We start from the raw sequence: 17,191 nt of genomic DNA, 5'->3' as shown, positions 1-17,191 counted from the left end.
TGGCTTGCGGGACAGGCGGCGGCATGCGATGCCGCTGCCTGTTTTGAGTTTGGTGGCTGCGCCCGCCGGATTTGGGAATGTTAGGTTCTTTGATGAGCGATCCAGTGTTTTTTCCCCGCGCCGCCGCGCCGACACTCGGCGAGATCGTGGAATGGACCGGGGCGCGGGTGGCGGAGGGCAGTGATCTGTCTGTCTCGATCACCAGCGTGGCCCCGCTGGACCAGGGCCGTCCCGGCGCCCTCGTTTTCCTCGACAACCCCAAATATGCGGACCAGCTTGCCAGCACCCGCGCCGCAGCCTGCCTGGTCGGCGCCAAATATGCCGCCCGCGTACCGGCTGGCACGGTGGCCCTGGTCGCGGCCGATCCCTATCGCGCGTTCGCCACCGTGGTGGCCAAGCTTTATCCCAGCTCCGCTCGGCCGCTGGCCGTCTATGGCGGTACAGGCGTGTCGCCGGCCGCCCATGTCCATGCCGAGGCTCGCCTCGAGAATGGCGTCACGGTCGATCCTGGCGCTGTTGTGGGCCCCCGTTGCCAGATCGGCGCCGGCACGCATATCGCCGCCAATGCGGTGATCGGGCCGGACGTCTGTATCGGCCGCGATTGTTCGATCGGCCCCGGCGCCAGCGTGCTCTATGCCCTGATCGGGGACCGCGTGCTGGTCCATGGTGGCGTGCGGATCGGCCAGGATGGCTTCGGCTTTGCCATGGGCCCGCGCGGCCATCTGAAAGTGCCGCAGATCGGCCGGGTGATCATCCAGAACGATGTGGAGATCGGCGCCAATTCCACGATCGATCGCGGCGCCAATCGCGACACGATCATCGGCGAGGGCACCAAGATCGATAATCTGGTGCAGATCGCCCATAATGTCGTCGTCGGTCGTCACTGCATCATCGTTTCCCAGGTCGGTATTTCCGGTTCCACCGAGCTTGGCGACTTCGTCGCTCTCGGCGGCCAGGCTGGTGTCACCGGCCATCTGAAAATTGGCATGGGCGCGCAGATCGCGGCGCAATCCGGCGTTGCCAACGACGTGCCAGCGGGGCAGAAGTGGGGCGGTTCGCCGGCGCGACCGATTAGGGAGACCTGGCGCGCTCATCTGGAGCTTGACCGCCTCGTCGCCCAATCGCGCGAACGGTCAAGTACGGGCCAGGATAATTCGTAGCGCCATTCATGGCAGTCCGGACAACATGAACGATCAGTCAAGGCAAGAGAAGAGAAGATGGATCAGCCGGTCATGACCGAACTAACGACAGTCGATGTCCAGAAGCTGTTGGAGTTTCTGCCGCACCGATATCCGTTCCTGCTGGTCGATCGCATTATCGAATGCAACGGTGACGAATCCTGCATCGGCATTAAGAACGTCTCGGCCAATGAGCCGCAGTTCCAGGGCCATTTCCCCGGCAAGCCGGTCATGCCTGGCGTTCTCCTGGTCGAGGGCATGGCGCAGACGGCTGGCGCTTTGTGCGTCAACGCGTCCAAATCGCAACGGCCGCGCATCGTCTATTTCATGACGATCGATAAAGTGAAGTTCCGTAAGCCAGTCGTGCCGGGTGACCGGGTCGAGTTTCACATGAAGAAGCTCAATCGCCGTCGCAACATGTGGTGGTATCGCGGCGAAGCGCGCGTCGATGGGCAGATCGTCTGTGAAGCTGAGGTCAGCGCCATGATGATCTCCGACGGGCAGGACGACGAATGAACATTCATCCAAGCGCCATCGTTGAAGATGGCGCAAGGCTCGGCGCGGACGTTCGCGTCGGCCCATTCTGCCATATTGGCCCGAATGTCGAACTCGGCGATGGCGTTGAGCTCGTCTCTCATGTTGTCGTTCACGGCCGCACCTCGATCGGTGCGCGCACGCGCATCTTCCCCTTCGCCTCCATCGGCCATCAGCCGCAGGATCTCAAATACGAAGGTGAGCCCTCGACCTTGTCGATCGGCAGCGACTGCATGATTCGTGAGGGCGTCACCATGAATCCTGGCACCAAGGGTGGCGGGATGGCGACGGTCATCGGCGACAAATGCGTTTTCCTGGCCAATTCCCATGTCGGTCATGATTGCCATCTCGGCAGCTCCATCATTCTGTCGAACAACGTCATGCTCGCCGGCCATGTCCGCATGGGCGACTATGTGATCTGCGGCGGTGGCGCGGCGATCATTCAGTTTTCACGCGTTGGCTCCCATGCTTTCGTCGGCGGCCTGTCAGGTGTCGAAAACGATCTCATTCCCTATGGCCTAGCCATGGGCAATCGCGCCTATCTTGCCGGCCTCAATCTCGTGGGCCTGCGGCGGCGCGGCTTCTCGCGCGAGGAAATTCACGACCTGCGCCGCGCCTATCGTCTCCTGTTCGCGGCCGAAGGCACGCTGAAGGAGCGGGTTGAGGATGTGGCGGCGGAATTCGCCAGCCATCCGCAGGTGCATGAAATCCTCGACTTCATTCGCGACGGCGGCGACCGCTCGATCTGCATGCCGCGCCTGTCGACCAACGGCGAGGCCTAGGCCTTGGCGGCGCGGCCGCTCGATGTGTTCATGGTCGCCGGCGAACAGTCCGGCGACATGCTGGGTGCCGAGCTCATCGGCGCCCTGACGCGCCTCAATCCTGGCACGACCTTCCGTGGCGTCGGTGGCTTCGCCATGAGCAAGGCCGGGCTACCGAGCCTGTTCCCGATGGCCGATATCGCGGTGATGGGTTTCTTGCCCGTCATTGCCCATCTGCCGATGTTGTTGCGCCGGATCGATGAGACGGCGAAGGCCGTCATCGAGGCGCGGCCGGACGTGCTCGTCATCATCGACAGTCCGGATTTCACCCATCGGGTGGCGCGGCGCGTTCGCAAGGCGCTGCCGACCTTGCCGATCATCGATTATGTCAGCCCCACGGTCTGGGCCTGGCGGCCGGGCCGGGCGCGCGCCATGCGCGCCTATGTCGATCATGTGCTGGCTTTGCTGCCGTTCGAGCCAGAGGCCCATGCGCGGCTTGGCGGGCCGGCCTGCACTTACGTTGGCCACCCGCTGATCGAACGGCTCGACGATCTCCTGCCGACAGCTGACGACGTTCGTCGCCGTGCGGCGGCGCCGCCGGTTCTGGTGGTGCTGCCAGGATCGCGGCGCTCGGAGATTGGCAGCCTGCTCAAACTGTTCGGCCAAACGGTGGAGATGCTGGCAGTCGAGAAGCCAGGCCTGGAGATCGTGTTGCCGACGGTGGCGCATGTGGAGGCGCTGGTGCGGGCAGGGGTGGCCGACTGGGCCATCGCGCCGCGCATCGTCACGGAAGAGGCCGACAAATTTGCCGCCTTCCGCAGCGCCCGTGCCGCGCTGGCAGCTTCCGGCACCGTCACCTTGGAACTGGCCTTGGCCCAGGTGCCGACGGTGGTTGCCTATAAGGTCTCGAAAGTCGAGGAATGGATCGCGCGCTGGCTCGTCACCACCGATCACATCGCGTTGCCAAACATCATTCTCGGCGAGCGCTTGTTGCCGGAGCTGATCCAGGACGCGGCGACGCCTGCGGCGTTGACGATGGACATCGCCGACATCATGCAAGATGGCCCGTCACGCCAGCGACAGCTGGCGGGATTGGAGCGCTTGGCTGACGCCATGCAATTGCCGGGGCAACAACGGCCGAGCGAAGCGGCGGCGCAAACCATTCTTGATGTGCTGAAGCAGCCGCGCGGCTAACGGCTCCACAGCTGGTTGATGTCCGCCAGCGTTTCGATAGCCAGGGCTTTATCGACGAAAGTGGCGATCCGTGCCTCAGTCCAGCGTGGGGCTGCGCAAGCCCGGAATTTCGCAACAATCTCATCTCGCGCTTTCAGGCGGCGGACGGGGCCAAGCGGCGCCTCGAAGCTGCGTCCGTCCTTCAGCGCAATCTTGATCGATGTCGCGCCCGGCGCATCGTCGATGCGATCCATCAGATGGATGATCTCTTGATCCACGAGCGTATCGTGGTTGAGCGTGTCGAGCGAGACGGCGCCACGCACGGCGGCAAGTGCGATCAGGAAGCGGCCGGAGAAGGGTGCCGCATCGAGGTCGATTGGCCGGTCGCGGATGAGTGAGCCGCTTTTCAGATCGACCGCGAGATGCGCGATATCGGATGCGGCGATCCCGTGTCGCGCAGCGCAGGTGATCATAGCATCGATCGCCGGCGCGATCGGCGTGCACACCGGCATGGTCTTGATCTTCGTGGGCTGATCGAGAACCAGCGGCCCTGCCAGCAGATCGCGCAACGCTTCGCGCTTCGGCGCTTGCGGCGTGGTGAGGGCCGCAAGCCAGCCATCGTTGGCGTCGAACACATCGGCGTCGGCGGTAAAACCATCGCGCGCCAGCAGCGCCGCTTCGAGGCCTGCGCGCGCCGCATGGCCAGAGTGGAGCGCCTTCGTCATTGTGCCGAGATGGCGGCGATAGCCCGCGCTGGCCGCTGTCGCGATGCCGAGCGCCATGCGCGCGGTTTGCGCGTCGAGGCCGAGCAGGTGCGCCCCGCACAGTGCTGCTGCCAACGGCCCGATATGACCGATATGCCAGACGCCGCGCTGGCCCAACGCGGGGGCGAGGGCTTCACGCAGGCGCGAGGCAATTTCAAAAGCGACGATGAAGGCCGTCAGGAAATCTTTGCCCGACAGCGACATCTTCTCCGCCATGGCCAGTGCTGCCGGCAGCGCCACCGTCGCCACATGGCTGCCTTCGTCGAAATCCACCGCATTGGCGAGAATGCCGTTGGCGAAAGCGGCCTCCAGCATGCCCGTGCGCTGGTCGTGGCCGGCAAGGCTTGCTTCGTTGAGCGCCTGCGTCCGCAACGCCTGCCGGTGGGCGATTACGCCGATCGGGTGTGAGGCGGCGGCCAGCATGGCCCCATAGGTATCGAGCACGATCAGGCGCGCCCGTTCGCGCGCACCGTCGTTGGCTTGATCCAGCTCGAAACGAAGCGCGAAATCGATCAGATGCCCGGCATCATCAGGCAGCATGGCGCTCTCTCCCCGTGGGTAGTTTCCTTATGTCTTCCGGCACAATCGCCTTGTTGGGCGCAAAAGAAAAGGGCCGCCTTGAGGGCGGCCCTGATCTGGGATGGTTGGTTCAGCGCTTGCCGATTGGCGTGTAATCGCGCTTCGGCGCGCCGGTGTAGAGCTGGCGCGGACGGCCGATCTTCGAGCTCGGGTCTTCGATCATTTCCTTCCACTGGGCGATCCAGCCGACGGTGCGCGCCACGGCGAAGAGCACGGTGAACATCGACACCGGGAAGCCCATCGCCTTCAGCGTGATGCCCGAATAGAAATCGACGTTCGGATACAGCTTGCGCTCGATGAAATACTCGTCGCTGAGCGCGATGCGCTCGAGTTCCATCGCCACGTCGAGCAGCGGATCGTCCTTGATGCCGAGTTCGCGCAGCACTTCATGGCAGGTCTTCTGCATGATCTTGGCGCGCGGATCGTAGTTCTTGTAGACGCGATGGCCGAAGCCCATCAGGCGCGTATGATCCTTCTTGTCCTTCACGCGCGAGACGAATTCGGGGATCTTATCGACCGTGCCGATTTCGGCGAGCATGGCGAGAGCGGCTTCGTTGGCGCCGCCGTGCGCCGGGCCCCACAGGCAGGCGATGCCAGCGGCGATACAAGCGAACGGATTGGCGCCGGAGGAGCCGGCGAGACGCACCGTCGAGGTCGAAGCGTTCTGCTCGTGGTCCGCATGCAGGATGAAGATGCGGTCGAGCGCGCGGGCGATGATCGGGTTGACCTTATAATCCTCGCACGGCACGGCGTAGCACATGTGCAGGAAGTTCGACGTGTAATCGAGGTCGTTCTTCGGGAACACGAACGGCTGGCCGACCGAATATTTATAGGCCATGGCGGCGATGGTCGGGATCTTCGCGACCAGACGCATCGATGCGATCATGCGCTGATGCGGGTCGCTGATGTCGGCGGAGTCCGGATAGAAAGCAGCCATCGCGCCGACGGTGCCAACCATGACGGCCATCGGATGCGCGTCGCGACGGAAGCCGGAGAAGAAGCGCGACATCTGCTCATGCACCATCGTGTGGCGCGTGATGCGATAATCGAAATCGGATTTCTGGTTCGCGGTCGGCAGTTCCCCGTATAGCAGCAGGTAGCAGGTTTCGAGGAAGTCGCCGTGCTCGGCGAGCTGCTCGATCGGATAACCGCGATACTGCAGGATGCCGGCATCGCCATCGATATAGGTGATCTTCGACTCGCAGCTCGCGGTCGACATGAAACCCGGATCGTAGGTGAAGACGTTGGCCTGTCCGTAGAGCTTGGCGATGTCGACGACTTCCGGCCCCTCCGTGCCTCCCCGTATGGGCATGTCATAGGTATTATTGCCGATTGTGATCGTCGCGGTCTTGCTCATATTTTCGGCCTTCATGATGTGTGCCGGGAACCCGGAGGGGGCGTCGGCGTGAGGGAAGGTTTTCCACAACCGGGCGTGTGCTAACGCATCGGCGGGCAGCATTCAAGTCTGACCAAAAGAAGGCGGCGGCCCGCCCAAAAGATCAACAAAAGCAGCGGTATGTTACGGTTTTAAGGAACCCGTCCCGAGCCACCGAATAGCTGCTATCGCCAATGTGAATAACGCAGTTTGCACCGGACGGTTTCGCCGGCGCAAAGCTCTGCCTTATTTTGAGGCGATCGCGCTTAGAGCGTTTTGCAGTTTGACTTTAGTCAAACGCCACAAAGACGCGTTCGAAACGCAATTTGCTCTAGCTGAGCGCGGCGAGGCGCGCCTGGTCGTCGAGCCGGCCGAGGGCTTCCTCGCGGCCCAGCACCACCAGAACATCGAAAATGCCTGGCGACGTCAGCCGTCCCGTCAACGCCGCGCGCAGCGGCTGTGCGATCTGTCCGAGCTTGGCGCCGGTTTCTTCCGCATAGGCGCGCACGATCGCTTCCGTCGCCGCTGCCGTCCATTCGCCGGCCTTGGCGAGGCGCGGCGTCAAAGCGGCGAGATGGGCGCGGCCGCCGTTCTCAAGCGCTGCCGTCGCTTTTTCATCAATCGGCAAGGGCCGATCGGCAAACAGGAAACTGCCGCCTTCGATCAGATCGTTGAGCGTCTTGGCGCGTTCCTTCAGGCCGGGCATGGCGGCGAGCAGGCGCGCGCGCATCGGCGCATCGAGACGTGCGGCGAGCGCCGGGCCATCCTTGAGGAAGGGCAGGGTGGCGATCAGCGTGTCGAGCAATTCCGCTTCGGGCATCGCACGCAGATAGTGGCCGTTGAGATTTTCCAGTTTGGCGTAATCGAAGCGCGCCGGCGAGCGGCCGATCTGCGGCAGATCGAAAAACTGCGTCATCTCTTCGGTCGAGAAGATTTCCTGGTCGCCATGGCTCCAGCCAAGACGCACGAGATAATTGCGCAGCGCCGCCGGCAGATAGCCCATGGCGCGATACGCATCGACGCCAAGCGCGCCGTGGCGCTTCGACAGTTTCGCGCCGTCCGGCCCGTGGATCAGCGGGATATGGGCGAAGATCGGCGTCTGCCAACCCATGGCCTGATAGATATGCGCCTGCCGCGCCGCATTGGTCAGATGGTCGTCGCCACGGATCACGTGGGTCACGCCCGCATCGTGGTCATCGACGACGACGGCGAGCATATAGGTCGGTGTGCCGTCAGAGCGCAGCAGCACCAGATCGTCGAGATCCTTGTTTGGGAAGACCACCTTGCCCTGCACGCGATCTTCGATGACCGTGTCGCCCTCGGCAGGCGCCTTCAGGCGGATCACCGGCTTGACGCCAGCCGCTTCCATCGCCGCGACATCGTTCGCCGACCGGTCGCGCCAGCGCCCGTCGTAACGGGTCTGGCGCTTCTCGGCCCGCGCCTTCTCGCGCATCTCCTCGAGTTCCTGCTGGGTGGCGAAACATTTGTAGGCTTTGCCTTCGCGCAGCAGCTGGTGCGCGACTTCAGCGTGACGGTTGGCTCCAGCGAACTGGTAGATCACGTCGCCGTCCCAGGTCAGGCCGAGCCAGGAGAGGCCGTCGATGATGGCGGTGATGGCGGTTTCGGTCGAACGCTCGCGATCCGTGTCCTCGATCCGCAGCAGCATCTTGCCGCCGAAGTGGCGGGCATAAAGCCAGTTGAACAGCGCCGTGCGCGCTCCGCCGATATGGAGGAAGCCGGTCGGGGATGGTGCAAACCGGGTGACGACGGGGTCGGACATGGCGGTACTCAAACTGTTCAAAATCGGTCGCGGCGGACGTCATATCCGTCGCCAAATTCGGGCATCTATCACACAACTTACGGCAGGAGGTAGACGGCGGGGCGTTTAAACTGTGCAATGATCGGGGGAAGCACCGGCCGGGGGGCTCAAGACTATCATGGCGAGGGCGCGTAGTATTGCCATCGCAGGCGTTGGAACGCGTGTTGGCGGTGCGTGGGCAACCACAACGCCGCGCGATCCTGCCTGGCTGCTGGCGCGCCTGTCCGCCTGGTTTGCCGAGGAAGTGGAGCAACGGCGGCTGTTTCCTTGGGCCGCCGTCGCCTTTGGGGCCGGCATCGTCCTCTATTTTGCCGCCGAGCGGGAACCTTGGCTGCCAGCGCCACTGGCGGCAACCGCCCTCTGCGCCGGCGTCGCAGTGCTGGCTCTGCGTCGCGAGCGCTTGGCGGCCTATCGCGCGGCCATGGCCTTCGCCTTTCTCTTCGCCGGTTTCTCGGTGGCGACCCTGCGCACCGCCTGGGTCGCGGCGCCGGTCATCGATCGGAGCTGGAGCGGCAAGGCGACCGGTTTCGTCGAGACGATCGAGCTGCGCGACGGCTCGGCCCGGCTGCTGATGCGGCTGGCGAGCGCCAACGGACTTGCCGAGGCCGCGCGGCCGGAGCGCGTGCGCATCATCATGCGGGGACGGCCTGATTTTGTCTCTGGCGCTTCAATCAGTTTGAGCGTGCGGCTGGTGCCGCCGCCTCGTGCTTCGGAGCCTGGCGGCTATGATTTCGCCCGCGACGCCTGGTTCCAGCGCATTGGCGCAGTCGGCAACGGGCTGTCGCGCCCGGTGGTGGTCGCGGCGCTCGAAGCGCCGCTGACAGCAAAGCTCAACGCCTGGATCGATCGTGGCCGCAACGCCCTGACCGAGCGTATCGCCACGGCGATTGGCGGCGCCAATGGCGCCGTCGCCGCAGCGCTCGTCACCGGCAAGCGCGGGCTCATTCCAGAGAGCACCAACGAGGCGCTGCGCGCGGCTGGCATCTATCACGTCGTGTCGATCTCCGGCCTGCATATGGTGCTGGCGGCGGGCCTCATGCTGTGGAGCTTGCGCGCTCTGCTGGCGCTGTCGCCGACGGTGGCGTTGACGAGGCCGATCAAGCAGTGGGCGGCAGGCTTCGCCATGGTCGGCGCCATCGCTTACGATCTGTTCTCGGGCTCGGAAGTGGCCACCGAGCGCGCTTTGGTCATGGTGCTCATCATGCTGGGCGCAGTGCTGTTTGGCCGGCCGGCGTTCTCCATGCGCAATCTGGCCATCGCCGCGCTGGTCGTCATGCTGCGCGAGCCTGCCACCGTGCTTGGCCCGTCGTTCCAGATGTCATTCGCGGCCGTGGCAGCGATGATCGCGGCTTTCGAGAAGCGCGGCGGTGCTGGCTTCTTCGGCATGAAGCGCGATGGTCCGCCTGGTCTCTTGAACCGCTTCGGCTTCATCGTCTCGGTGGCGGTGGTGACGACCTTGATCGCCTCGCTCGCCACCGACCCCTATGCGGTTTTTCATTTCCACAGGATCTCTAGCTACGGACTCATTGGTAACGTTCTGACAATCCCACTTGTCGAATTCATCGTCATGCCCTTTGGCGCGGCGGGGCTTGTCGCCTCAGCCTTTGGACTTGACGGGCCGTTCTGGTGGGTCATGGGGCTGGGCGTCGGCTTCATGATGTTCGTGGCCGAATGGGTCGCGAGCCTCGCCGGCTCGACGCGCATGGTGCCGGCGTTCGGTGTTGGCGCTCTGTTGCTGATGACACTGGGGCTGTTGTGGATCACCCTGTGGCAGACGCCGTTGCGCTGGTGTGGTGTGCCCTTCGCGATTGCCGGCGTGGCGCTGGCGCTGACCAGCGCGCGGCCTGATCTGATGGTGGACCGGCAAGGCGGCACGCTGGCTTATCGCGCCGCCGACGGCCAGCTGGCCGTGCTCAATGCGCGCGGCAATTTCTTTGGCGTGTCGCAATGGCTGACGGCCGATGCGGATGCGCGTCCGGCGCGCGATCCAGCCCTGCAAGGCAATGGCCTGTGTGATGTTGGCGGCTGCACGGGGACGTTGCGGGACGGGCGCGTTGTGGTTCTCATCCTCGATCCACGCAACGTCGCCGAGGACTGTCCGCGTGCCGACATTGTCGTCACGCGCTTCTGGCTCAACGGCACCTGCAAGGGGCCGCGGCTTGTCGTCGATGGCGAGCATTTGCTGAAATATGGCGCCAGCGAATTTCGCTTCGCTGTTGATGGCGCAGCCGTCATGCGCAGCGCCCGCTCGCCCCAGTTCGATCGACCCTGGTCGCCGGCGCCGCGCATCCTGGCGCAGAACGATCCGCCGGCTGCGGCTTCATCTCAATCTCCGCCGCAAGAGGAGATCTATGAGCCGCAGTAAGAGCCGCTTAGTAACGGCGGATCAGGCTGACCAGCTTGCCTTGGATACGCACACGGTCGGGACCGAAAATCCGGGTTTCATAGGCCGGGTTGGCCGCTTCCAGAGCGATCGAGGCGCCGCGCCGACGCAGGCGCTTCAAGGTCGCTTCCTCATCGTCGATCAGCGCTACGACGATGTCGCCGGACTCGGCATTTTCCTGCCGGCGGATGATCACCGTATCGGTATCGAGAATGCCCGCTTCGATCATCGAATCGCCGCGCACTTCCAGGGCGAAATGATCGCCGGTGGAGAGGAAGTCCGGCGGGACGGAAATGGTGTGGCTGCGCGACTGGATCGCCGAGATCGGCGTACCGGCGGCGATGCGGCCCATGACGGGAATTGAGATGGGCGGCACGAAACTGTCGTCGGCCATCGGCGTGACTGGGGCGCGGACCTTGCCAAGGGTGCCCTCGATCACCGCTGGCGAGAAACGGCCGCCACGCGGTCCAGCCGGCACGGAGGCCTCCGGCAGTTTCAACACTTCAAGCGCGCGGGCGCGGTTGGGCAGGCGACGAATGAAGCCGCGTTCTTCCAGCGCCATGATCAGGCGATGGATGCCCGACTTCGAGCGCAGATCAAGCGCATCCTTCATCTCATCGAAGGAAGGGGGCACGCCGGCCTCTTTGAGCCGTTCGTTGATGAAGCGCAGGAGTTCGCTCTGCTTCTTCGTCAGCATAATTGTCCTCTCCGCCCAAACACGCTGGGCTGGCGCCGCCAGCCACGGCGCCTTGTCGATTCGCCCGCCTGTCGGGCGCATCACCCTGTGGCGAATCGATAAACAAACCATGAACAAACGATAATCGTTCGCGATGTGTTCCGCAAGGGGCAGACGGTTTGGGTCAAGGATGCGCCAAGGACGCGCTAGGTGTGGCTCAAAGCGCTTGGCAATACGGGTCTATTGCCCGTTGAAGGCGGCGCGCACCGCCTTCAACATGGCCGGTCGATTACTCAGAACCGCCAGCGAACCTAGCGCTTGTGCGCGGCCAAGCTTTCGCGAACCTGTTCCAGCCAGCCGATAACGAGGCCGAGCGCCTGATTGCCCTTGCCCAAAAGTCCCGTCAGTTCGCCTTCTGCCGTTTCACGCTTAGCGGCATCGGCTTCAGGCAGCGGCGGCAGGATGTGGGCATAGTAGGTTTTGTCGAGCAGCCGGTGGAGCAGGCGCTCGCCGGGGAACGGCTCGCCGTTGTTCAACGCGCGGGCGGCTTTCAGCAGCGAGCGGATATCGTATTGTGTCGGACTGATATCCGGCACCTGCTTGCGCAGGTTCAGAAGGGTGTAGACCCCGACGCGCGCGGTGCGGATCGAACTGTCCATCGTGAAGATGATGTCGTTTGCCGTTTCGACGAACTGGCCCATCAAACCAAGGTTGGTGCAACCGGCAGGCACCACATGTGGCCGGTCGCCAGCCGCGCGCGGCATGAACATCGATGTGATGTAGGGCATCAGCGCCAAGCGTGCCTTGGTGTTGGCCACCACCGCATCGAGCTGATCCTCGATGCCCAGATGATAGCAAAGCTCGGCGATGATCTCGCGCCCGGTGCAGGCTGGCATCGGCTTTTTGACGAAGTTGCCTTGCTTGTCCATCAGCAGCGCATAGACCCAGACCACCAAGACATCCTTGGGCTGGGTCGGGAAATGCGGCTGGCGGTTGCAGGTGAAGCTCATCACCCAATTCGAGTCGGTGAAGGTGATGATCCCGCCCGTCACCGTCTTGCCGGAATAGGGATCGTTGACTGAAAGCTCTTTCAACTTATCGACGAAGGGCGAGGGCTTGCAGGTCAGCGTCACCGACTCCCACATCGAGCCATCGACATTGCCATAGAATTTCTCGGGCTTGCCGAAGATCGATGATTGCTTCGCCAGGTTCTTCCAGAGCGCCCAATCGCTGGCGTCGCCCGGATCGGTCTTGCCGCGATCAAGCACGGGGGCCGTGTTCATGTCGCCATATGCCGTGCCTTCGGTCATGGAGCCGGTCAGCGCGAAGACCACATCTTTTGGACCGACCGCAATGGTCGTATCGGCGCCAGCCACCTTGGCTTTGATCCCGGTCACCGTGCGGGCATCGCCATTGACGGCCATGTCGAGATCATAGGCGCGCGTGTCGAATTGCACCTTCACGCCGCGTTCGCGCAGATGCGTCACCAGGGGACGCACGAAGCTGTCGTATTGATTGTATTTCGGGAAGACCAGCGCCGACAGGTCGGTCAGTCCATCGAGCGCATCGATAAATCGATGCATGTAGAGCTTCATTTCGAGAAGGCTCTGCCAGTTCTCGAACGCGAACATCGAGCGCCAGAGATACCAGAAGTTGGTTTCGAGGAAGCCGGGGCTGAAATATTGCTCGATGGTGATGTCGTCGAGGTCTTCCTTGCGTTTCAGCATCAGCCGGATGAGTTCCCACTGTTGCGGCTTGGAAAGGCCTAAGGTCGAAAAATCCCGGATCTGGCCGCGCTTGTGCATGAGGCGGGATTTGGAAAAATTCGAGTCGTTGTCGTTGACCAGCCGATATTCGTCGAGGACGCTGTATCCCTGGGGCAGCTCCAGTGCTTGCACGTCCTGGAACATGTCCCACAGATTGTCATAGTTCCAGTTCATCTCGCGGCCGCCGCGGATGATGTAGCCTTCCTCCGGATTGCCGGCGCCGTCGAGTGAGCCGCCTTCGATATGCATGGCGTCGAGGATCGTGATGTCCTCGCCCGCCATGCGGCCATCGCGGATCATGTAGAAAGCGGCGGCAAGGCCGGCGATGCCGCTGCCGATGATCCAGGCCTTGCGGCCCTCGACCTGCGGAGCCGGCACCGGATGGTTGCGCATGTAAGCGCCCATCATGTCTGGTGGTGGCAGAGTATTGTCGGCGCTGTTGTGCCAATAGGCGGCGGTGGTGTCCGCCTCGACTTTAAACGTCTTGCCGCTTTCGCGGACGGGAGGAGTTCCGTTGGTCATGACGATCCTCTCAGTATTGCGTTAAACTCTTAGCGGTGAACGTCACACGTCATGGCGAGCGCAGCGAAGCAATCCAGGAGTCAACGCATGTTTCTGTATTCTGCCGCGCGCCTTGGATTGCTTCGTCGCGATACTTCTCGCAATGACGCGCCTTATGATTTCGTGTGATCGTCGATGGCAGCTTCGGGGGCGTTGTGTTTCACGGACTCAATGCCCTTGTCGCGGGCGGCCGCCGAGGAATAGGTTTCGCTGGTGCCGACGATCTGGCCATTGGCGGCCTTCAGGTTGAACATCTCCTCGCCGTTTTTGGCGGTTTTGCGTTCGTAGCGCCCGTCATTCAGTGCATTGGCTTTCACGGACTCGATGCCCTTGATGGCCGAGGCGTGGGCTTCATACATTTCGCTCTTGAGAATATTTTCGCCGTTGCTTGCCAAAAGACCAAAATAGAATTTGTCATTGGAAGATTTTTTCAGCACGAACTTGCCGGCCATATCGTCCTCCTGATGGGAAACGAGACGGGCGGGAGCCTAAAGCAAATTGTGTTTCGATAAAAACGCAATTTTAGTTTTGGCCTTGCGACGTTTGACTTAGTCAAACTGCAAAATGCAACGTCAGTCCGCGGCTCTGACGATCCCGTTGCCTTGCAGGTCGGCGATGTCATCGGCGCTGTAGCCAAGGTCGCTGAGAATACGCGCATTGTCCTGCCCCAGCGCTGGCGGTGGCGCGCGCAATGGCAGCCGGGCGCCGTCGAAAGTTAACGGCAGCAAGGGCGTGTGGGTCTCCACGGCCCGTTCCGCGCCGCTGCAATCGGCAGAGATGGTGACCGGGGCTAGGCCGCCGGTCGCTGCCAGATGCTCGTCGTCGAATAGATCCTGTGGCTTGGTGATCGGCGCATAGGGCAGGCCATTGGCTTCGAAGGTGCGGGCGATCGTATCGGCATCGAGCCCGGCGAGGCGTTCGCGCAGCAGCGGCATCATCCAGTCGCGGGCACGCACCCGGTTATTGTTGCTGGCGAGCCGCTCGTCCTTCATCAAATCGTCATAACCGAAGGCCTTACAGAACAGCGCCCATTGCGTGTCGGAGACGACCGCCAGGAAAATCTGCTCGCCCTCGGCGACGGAGAACACATCATAGACTGCCCAGGCGGAGATGCGGCTTGGCATCGGCGCCGGCTTCTGGCCGGTCACCGCATATTGCATCATGTGCTGGGCGACGAGGAAGACATTGTTCTCAAACAGCGCGCTTTGCACGTCGGTGCCAACGCCAGTGCCGGTTTCCGCCCGGTCGCGTTGCAGCAGAGCAGCGAGCGCGCCGATGGCGCCGAACATGCCGCCCATGATGTCGTTGACACTGGTGCCGGCACGCAGCGGCCGTCCTTCCGGCCCCGTCATATAGGCGAGGCCGCCCATCATCTGCACCACTTCGTCGAGCGCCGTGCGTTGCTCATAAGGCCCAGGCAAAAAGCCCTTGTGCGAGACATAGATCAGGCGCGGGTTGAGCTTGCGCAGGGTATCGGCATCGAAGCCGAGGCGGGCCATGGCGCCGGACTTGAAGTTTTCGCTGAACACGTCGGCGGTCGCCACCAGCTTCAACACGATCTCGCGTCCCAGCGGATCCTTGGTGTCGATGGCCAGGCTCTGCTTGTTACGGTTGAAGGTGGGAAAGAAGCCGGCGCCCGAGCCGATGAGCTTGCGCGTGTTGTCGCCGGTCACAGGCTCGATCTTGATCACTTCGGCGCCGAGATCGGCGAGGATCAGCCCGCAGGTCGGTCCCATCACCATATGGGTGAATTCGATGACGCGGACGCCTGCTAAAGGAAGGAGACGCTGCGCATCAGCCATGATGGGCCTGTTCGAACCCTTTTGGCAGGCCGGCTTCCGCCGTCATGCCATAGACCTCGACGCCAGGCAGGCCAGCGATAACGGCCGCGCGCGCCGCGATCAGTTTCTTCAGGTCGATGCCGGTCGAAAGACCCATGGCCTCGAACATGAAAACGAGATCTTCCGTCACCACATTGCCCGAGGCGCCCGGCGCATAGGGGCAGCCGCCGAGGCCGCACAGCGAGCTATCGAACGCGCGCACGCCAGCCTCATAGGCGGCTAGGCAATTGGCGATGCCAAGGCCACGGGTGTTGTGCATATGGGCGGCGCCGGTCTTGCTGCCGATTTCGGCGAAGGCGCGGCTGAACAGCCGCGTCACCTGTGCTGGGTTGGCATAGCCCACCGTATCCGACAGGCCGGTTTCGTCGGCACCGGCTTCGGCGAGCTGGTTCGCCAGGCGGATCACATCGTCTTCGGGCACCGTGCCTTGCAGGGTGCAGCCGAAGGCGGTTGAAATATTGGCTTCGATGCCAATCTGTGGCGCTTGCGCGTCGCGCAGCGCCACGATGCGTTTCACTTCCTCCACCATCTCGGCTGGAGTTTTGCGCACATTGGCGCGCGAATGGGCTTCACTCGCCGAAACCGGAATGGTCAGCACATGGACGCCGGCGGCGATGGCGGCCTCGGCACCGCGCAGGTTCGGCACCAGGCCCAGAACTTTCAGGCCGGGCAGGGTGCGGGCGTGGCGCACCACCTCCGCCGCATCGGCCATCTGCGGCAGCAGTTTGGCCGGCACGAAGGAGGCGACTTCGATCTCGCGCAGGCCGGCCGCGTAAAGCGCGTCGATCCAGCGCAATTTGTCCGCCGTCGCCATCACCTGTGAAAGGCTTTGCAGCCCGTCGCGCGGGCCGCATTCGCTGATGATGACGTCAGTGGACATGAGGCTCCTAATTAGATGCTGGGTATGGCGCCGCCGTCGACGCGCAGCACCGAGCCGGTGATATAGGAGGCGCGGGCGCTGGCGAGGAAGGCAACGGCATCGCCATATTCCTTGGGATCGCCAAGGCGTCCCATGGGAATGGCATTGGCGCTGTCGCGCGTCACGTCCTCGATGCTGCGGCCCTGCTTCTGCGCGGTGTTGCCGTCGATCTGGGCGATACGATCGGTGGTGATGCGGCCGGGCAGCACCACGTTCACCGTCACTCCGTCGCGCGCCACTTCCTGCGACAAGGTCTTCGACCAGGTGACGAGCGAAGCGCGCAAGGTGTTGGAAATGCCGAGATTGGGAATCGGCGAGACGACACCCGAGGTGGCGCTGGTGATGACGCGTCCCCACTTGCGCTGGCGCATGCCGGGCAGCACCCGGTCGGTGATCGCGATGACGCTGAGGACGAGGTTTTGGAACTGCTGCGCCCAAAGCTCCGGCTTCTGGCCGGCGGCGGTGGTCGGCGGCGGTCCGCCGGTGTTGTTGACGAGGATATCGATCGGCCCGAATGCCTGTTCGACGCGGGCGACATGGGCGTCGATCACCGAGAGGTCGCTCAAATCCCAGGGGAGGGCGAGGCCCTTGCCGCCGGCGGCCGTGATCAGGCTCACCGTTTCATCGAGCTTCTCAGTCCGGCGCCCGGCCACCGCCACGTTGGCCCCTTCGCCGGCGAGCGATACGGCGATCGCGCGGCCGAGGCCGCTGCTGGCGCCCAAAACCAAGGCCGTCTTCCCCTTTAATCCGAAATCCATTGTGCACCGTCTCCTGGAGGCTGCTCTTTCCTTTGGCGGCGACGATGCCCTAGAGCAAATCGCGTTTCAATAGAAACCGACGGCACCGGCAATCGTTCGATTGC

Annotated in this window: 14 protein-coding genes; 5 read left to right on the top strand and 9 right to left on the bottom strand. The window is 63.2% G+C overall.

All coding sequences use genetic code 11. The annotated features are described in order from the left end of the window. The first annotated feature begins 92 nt into the window (after positions 1–92). Genes lpxD through lpxB form a run of 4 tightly spaced genes read left to right on the top strand, consistent with a single transcriptional unit; the run spans position 93 to position 3,667 of the window. Entirely contained in the window at positions 93–1,160 is a 1,068-nt protein-coding gene (lpxD, locus tag BLW50_RS10710) for a UDP-3-O-(3-hydroxymyristoyl)glucosamine N-acyltransferase (protein WP_090701562.1), read from the top strand. 57 nt (positions 1,161–1,217) lie between these two features. Then, positions 1,218–1,694 carry a 3-hydroxyacyl-ACP dehydratase FabZ gene (gene fabZ, locus BLW50_RS10705; RefSeq protein ID WP_090701559.1) on the top strand — a complete coding sequence of 159 codons (477 nt, stop codon included), beginning with the start codon at positions 1,218–1,220 and terminating at the stop codon, positions 1,692–1,694. Beyond that, a complete protein-coding gene (gene lpxA / locus BLW50_RS10700) occupies positions 1,691–2,494 on the top strand; it encodes an acyl-ACP--UDP-N-acetylglucosamine O-acyltransferase (protein ID WP_090701555.1) in 804 nt (267 codons plus the stop codon). Before fabZ ends, lpxA begins: the two co-directional genes overlap by 4 nt. A 3-nt stretch (positions 2,495–2,497) precedes the next feature. Continuing rightward, entirely contained in the window at positions 2,498–3,667 is a 1,170-nt protein-coding gene (gene lpxB / locus BLW50_RS10695) for a lipid-A-disaccharide synthase (protein WP_280141457.1), read from the top strand. Here the strand turns inward: lpxB and BLW50_RS10690 are convergent. The 3 genes from BLW50_RS10690 to gltX form a co-directional block, all read right to left on the bottom strand. Beyond that, positions 3,664–4,950, bottom strand: a complete 1,287-nt coding sequence (locus BLW50_RS10690) for an MmgE/PrpD family protein (RefSeq protein WP_090701552.1) — start codon at positions 4,948–4,950, stop codon at positions 3,664–3,666. The genes lpxB and BLW50_RS10690 overlap by 4 nt on opposite strands. 109 nt (positions 4,951–5,059) lie before the next feature. After that, positions 5,060–6,346, bottom strand: coding sequence for a citrate synthase (gene gltA / locus BLW50_RS10685; RefSeq protein ID WP_090708963.1), 1,287 nt, complete (start codon positions 6,344–6,346; stop codon positions 5,060–5,062). Positions 6,347–6,695: 349 nt separating this feature from the next. Further along, positions 6,696–8,144 (bottom strand): glutamate--tRNA ligase, encoded by a 1,449-nt coding sequence (gltX, locus tag BLW50_RS10680; RefSeq protein WP_090701548.1) that lies wholly within the window; start codon positions 8,142–8,144, stop codon positions 6,696–6,698. Positions 8,145–8,301: 157 nt separating this feature from the next. Here gltX and BLW50_RS10675 point away from each other — a divergent pair, with 157 nt between their 5' ends. Continuing rightward, positions 8,302–10,548, top strand: a complete 2,247-nt coding sequence (locus BLW50_RS10675; RefSeq protein ID WP_090701545.1) for a ComEC/Rec2 family competence protein — start codon at positions 8,302–8,304, stop codon at positions 10,546–10,548. Between the two features lie 7 nt (positions 10,549–10,555). Here BLW50_RS10675 and lexA read toward each other — a convergent pair whose 3' ends face one another. The 6 genes from lexA to BLW50_RS10645 form a co-directional block, all read right to left on the bottom strand. Then, positions 10,556–11,263, bottom strand: coding sequence for a transcriptional repressor LexA (gene lexA / locus BLW50_RS10670; protein WP_090708961.1), 708 nt, complete (start codon positions 11,261–11,263; stop codon positions 10,556–10,558). Between the two features lie 290 nt (positions 11,264–11,553). Further along, positions 11,554–13,530, bottom strand: a complete 1,977-nt coding sequence (locus BLW50_RS10665; RefSeq protein ID WP_090701541.1) for an oleate hydratase — start codon at positions 13,528–13,530, stop codon at positions 11,554–11,556. Positions 13,531–13,682: 152 nt separating this feature from the next. Beyond that, complete coding sequence (locus BLW50_RS10660) at positions 13,683–14,021, bottom strand: YegP family protein (protein ID WP_090701538.1); 339 nt, start codon at positions 14,019–14,021, stop codon at positions 13,683–13,685. A 120-nt stretch (positions 14,022–14,141) separates the two neighbouring features. Further along, the gene (locus tag BLW50_RS10655; RefSeq protein WP_090701535.1) at positions 14,142–15,371 is read right to left on the bottom strand and encodes a CaiB/BaiF CoA transferase family protein; all 1,230 of its coding nucleotides are present in this window, start codon (positions 15,369–15,371) and stop codon (positions 14,142–14,144) included. Continuing rightward, on the bottom strand, positions 15,364–16,290 hold the full coding sequence (locus BLW50_RS10650) for a hydroxymethylglutaryl-CoA lyase (protein ID WP_090701531.1): 927 nt from the start codon (positions 16,288–16,290) through the stop codon (positions 15,364–15,366). Before BLW50_RS10650 ends, BLW50_RS10655 begins: the two co-directional genes overlap by 8 nt. A gap of 11 nt (positions 16,291–16,301) precedes the next feature. Continuing rightward, entirely contained in the window at positions 16,302–17,087 is a 786-nt protein-coding gene (locus BLW50_RS10645; RefSeq protein ID WP_090701528.1) for an SDR family oxidoreductase, read from the bottom strand. Positions 17,088–17,191: the final 104 nt, after the last annotated feature.

The sequence above is a fragment of the Beijerinckia sp. 28-YEA-48 genome, assembly GCF_900104955.1.
Lineage (GTDB): Bacteria > Pseudomonadota > Alphaproteobacteria > Rhizobiales > Beijerinckiaceae > Terripilifer.
The sequence above is the reverse complement of the archived record's forward strand: the minus strand, read 5'-3'. Positions and strand labels throughout refer to the sequence as shown.

Coding starts and splice junctions, on each gene's coding strand:
- gltA (WP_090708963.1), bottom strand. CDS start 6,346: ATGAGCAAGACCGCGACGATCACAATCGGCAATAATACCTATGACATG.
- BLW50_RS10655 (WP_090701535.1), bottom strand. CDS start 15,371: ATGGCTGATGCGCAGCGTCTCCTTCCTTTAGCAGGCGTCCGCGTCATC.
- lpxD (WP_090701562.1), top strand. CDS start 93: ATGAGCGATCCAGTGTTTTTTCCCCGCGCCGCCGCGCCGACACTCGGC.
- BLW50_RS10650 (WP_090701531.1), bottom strand. CDS start 16,290: ATGTCCACTGACGTCATCATCAGCGAATGCGGCCCGCGCGACGGGCTG.
- fabZ (WP_090701559.1), top strand. CDS start 1,218: ATGGATCAGCCGGTCATGACCGAACTAACGACAGTCGATGTCCAGAAG.
- gltX (WP_090701548.1), bottom strand. CDS start 8,144: ATGTCCGACCCCGTCGTCACCCGGTTTGCACCATCCCCGACCGGCTTC.
- BLW50_RS10665 (WP_090701541.1), bottom strand. CDS start 13,530: ATGACCAACGGAACTCCTCCCGTCCGCGAAAGCGGCAAGACGTTTAAA.
- BLW50_RS10690 (WP_090701552.1), bottom strand. CDS start 4,950: ATGCTGCCTGATGATGCCGGGCATCTGATCGATTTCGCGCTTCGTTTC.
- lexA (WP_090708961.1), bottom strand. CDS start 11,263: ATGCTGACGAAGAAGCAGAGCGAACTCCTGCGCTTCATCAACGAACGG.
- BLW50_RS10660 (WP_090701538.1), bottom strand. CDS start 14,021: ATGGCCGGCAAGTTCGTGCTGAAAAAATCTTCCAATGACAAATTCTAT.
- lpxA (WP_090701555.1), top strand. CDS start 1,691: ATGAACATTCATCCAAGCGCCATCGTTGAAGATGGCGCAAGGCTCGGC.
- BLW50_RS10675 (WP_090701545.1), top strand. CDS start 8,302: ATGGCGAGGGCGCGTAGTATTGCCATCGCAGGCGTTGGAACGCGTGTT.
- BLW50_RS10645 (WP_090701528.1), bottom strand. CDS start 17,087: ATGGATTTCGGATTAAAGGGGAAGACGGCCTTGGTTTTGGGCGCCAGC.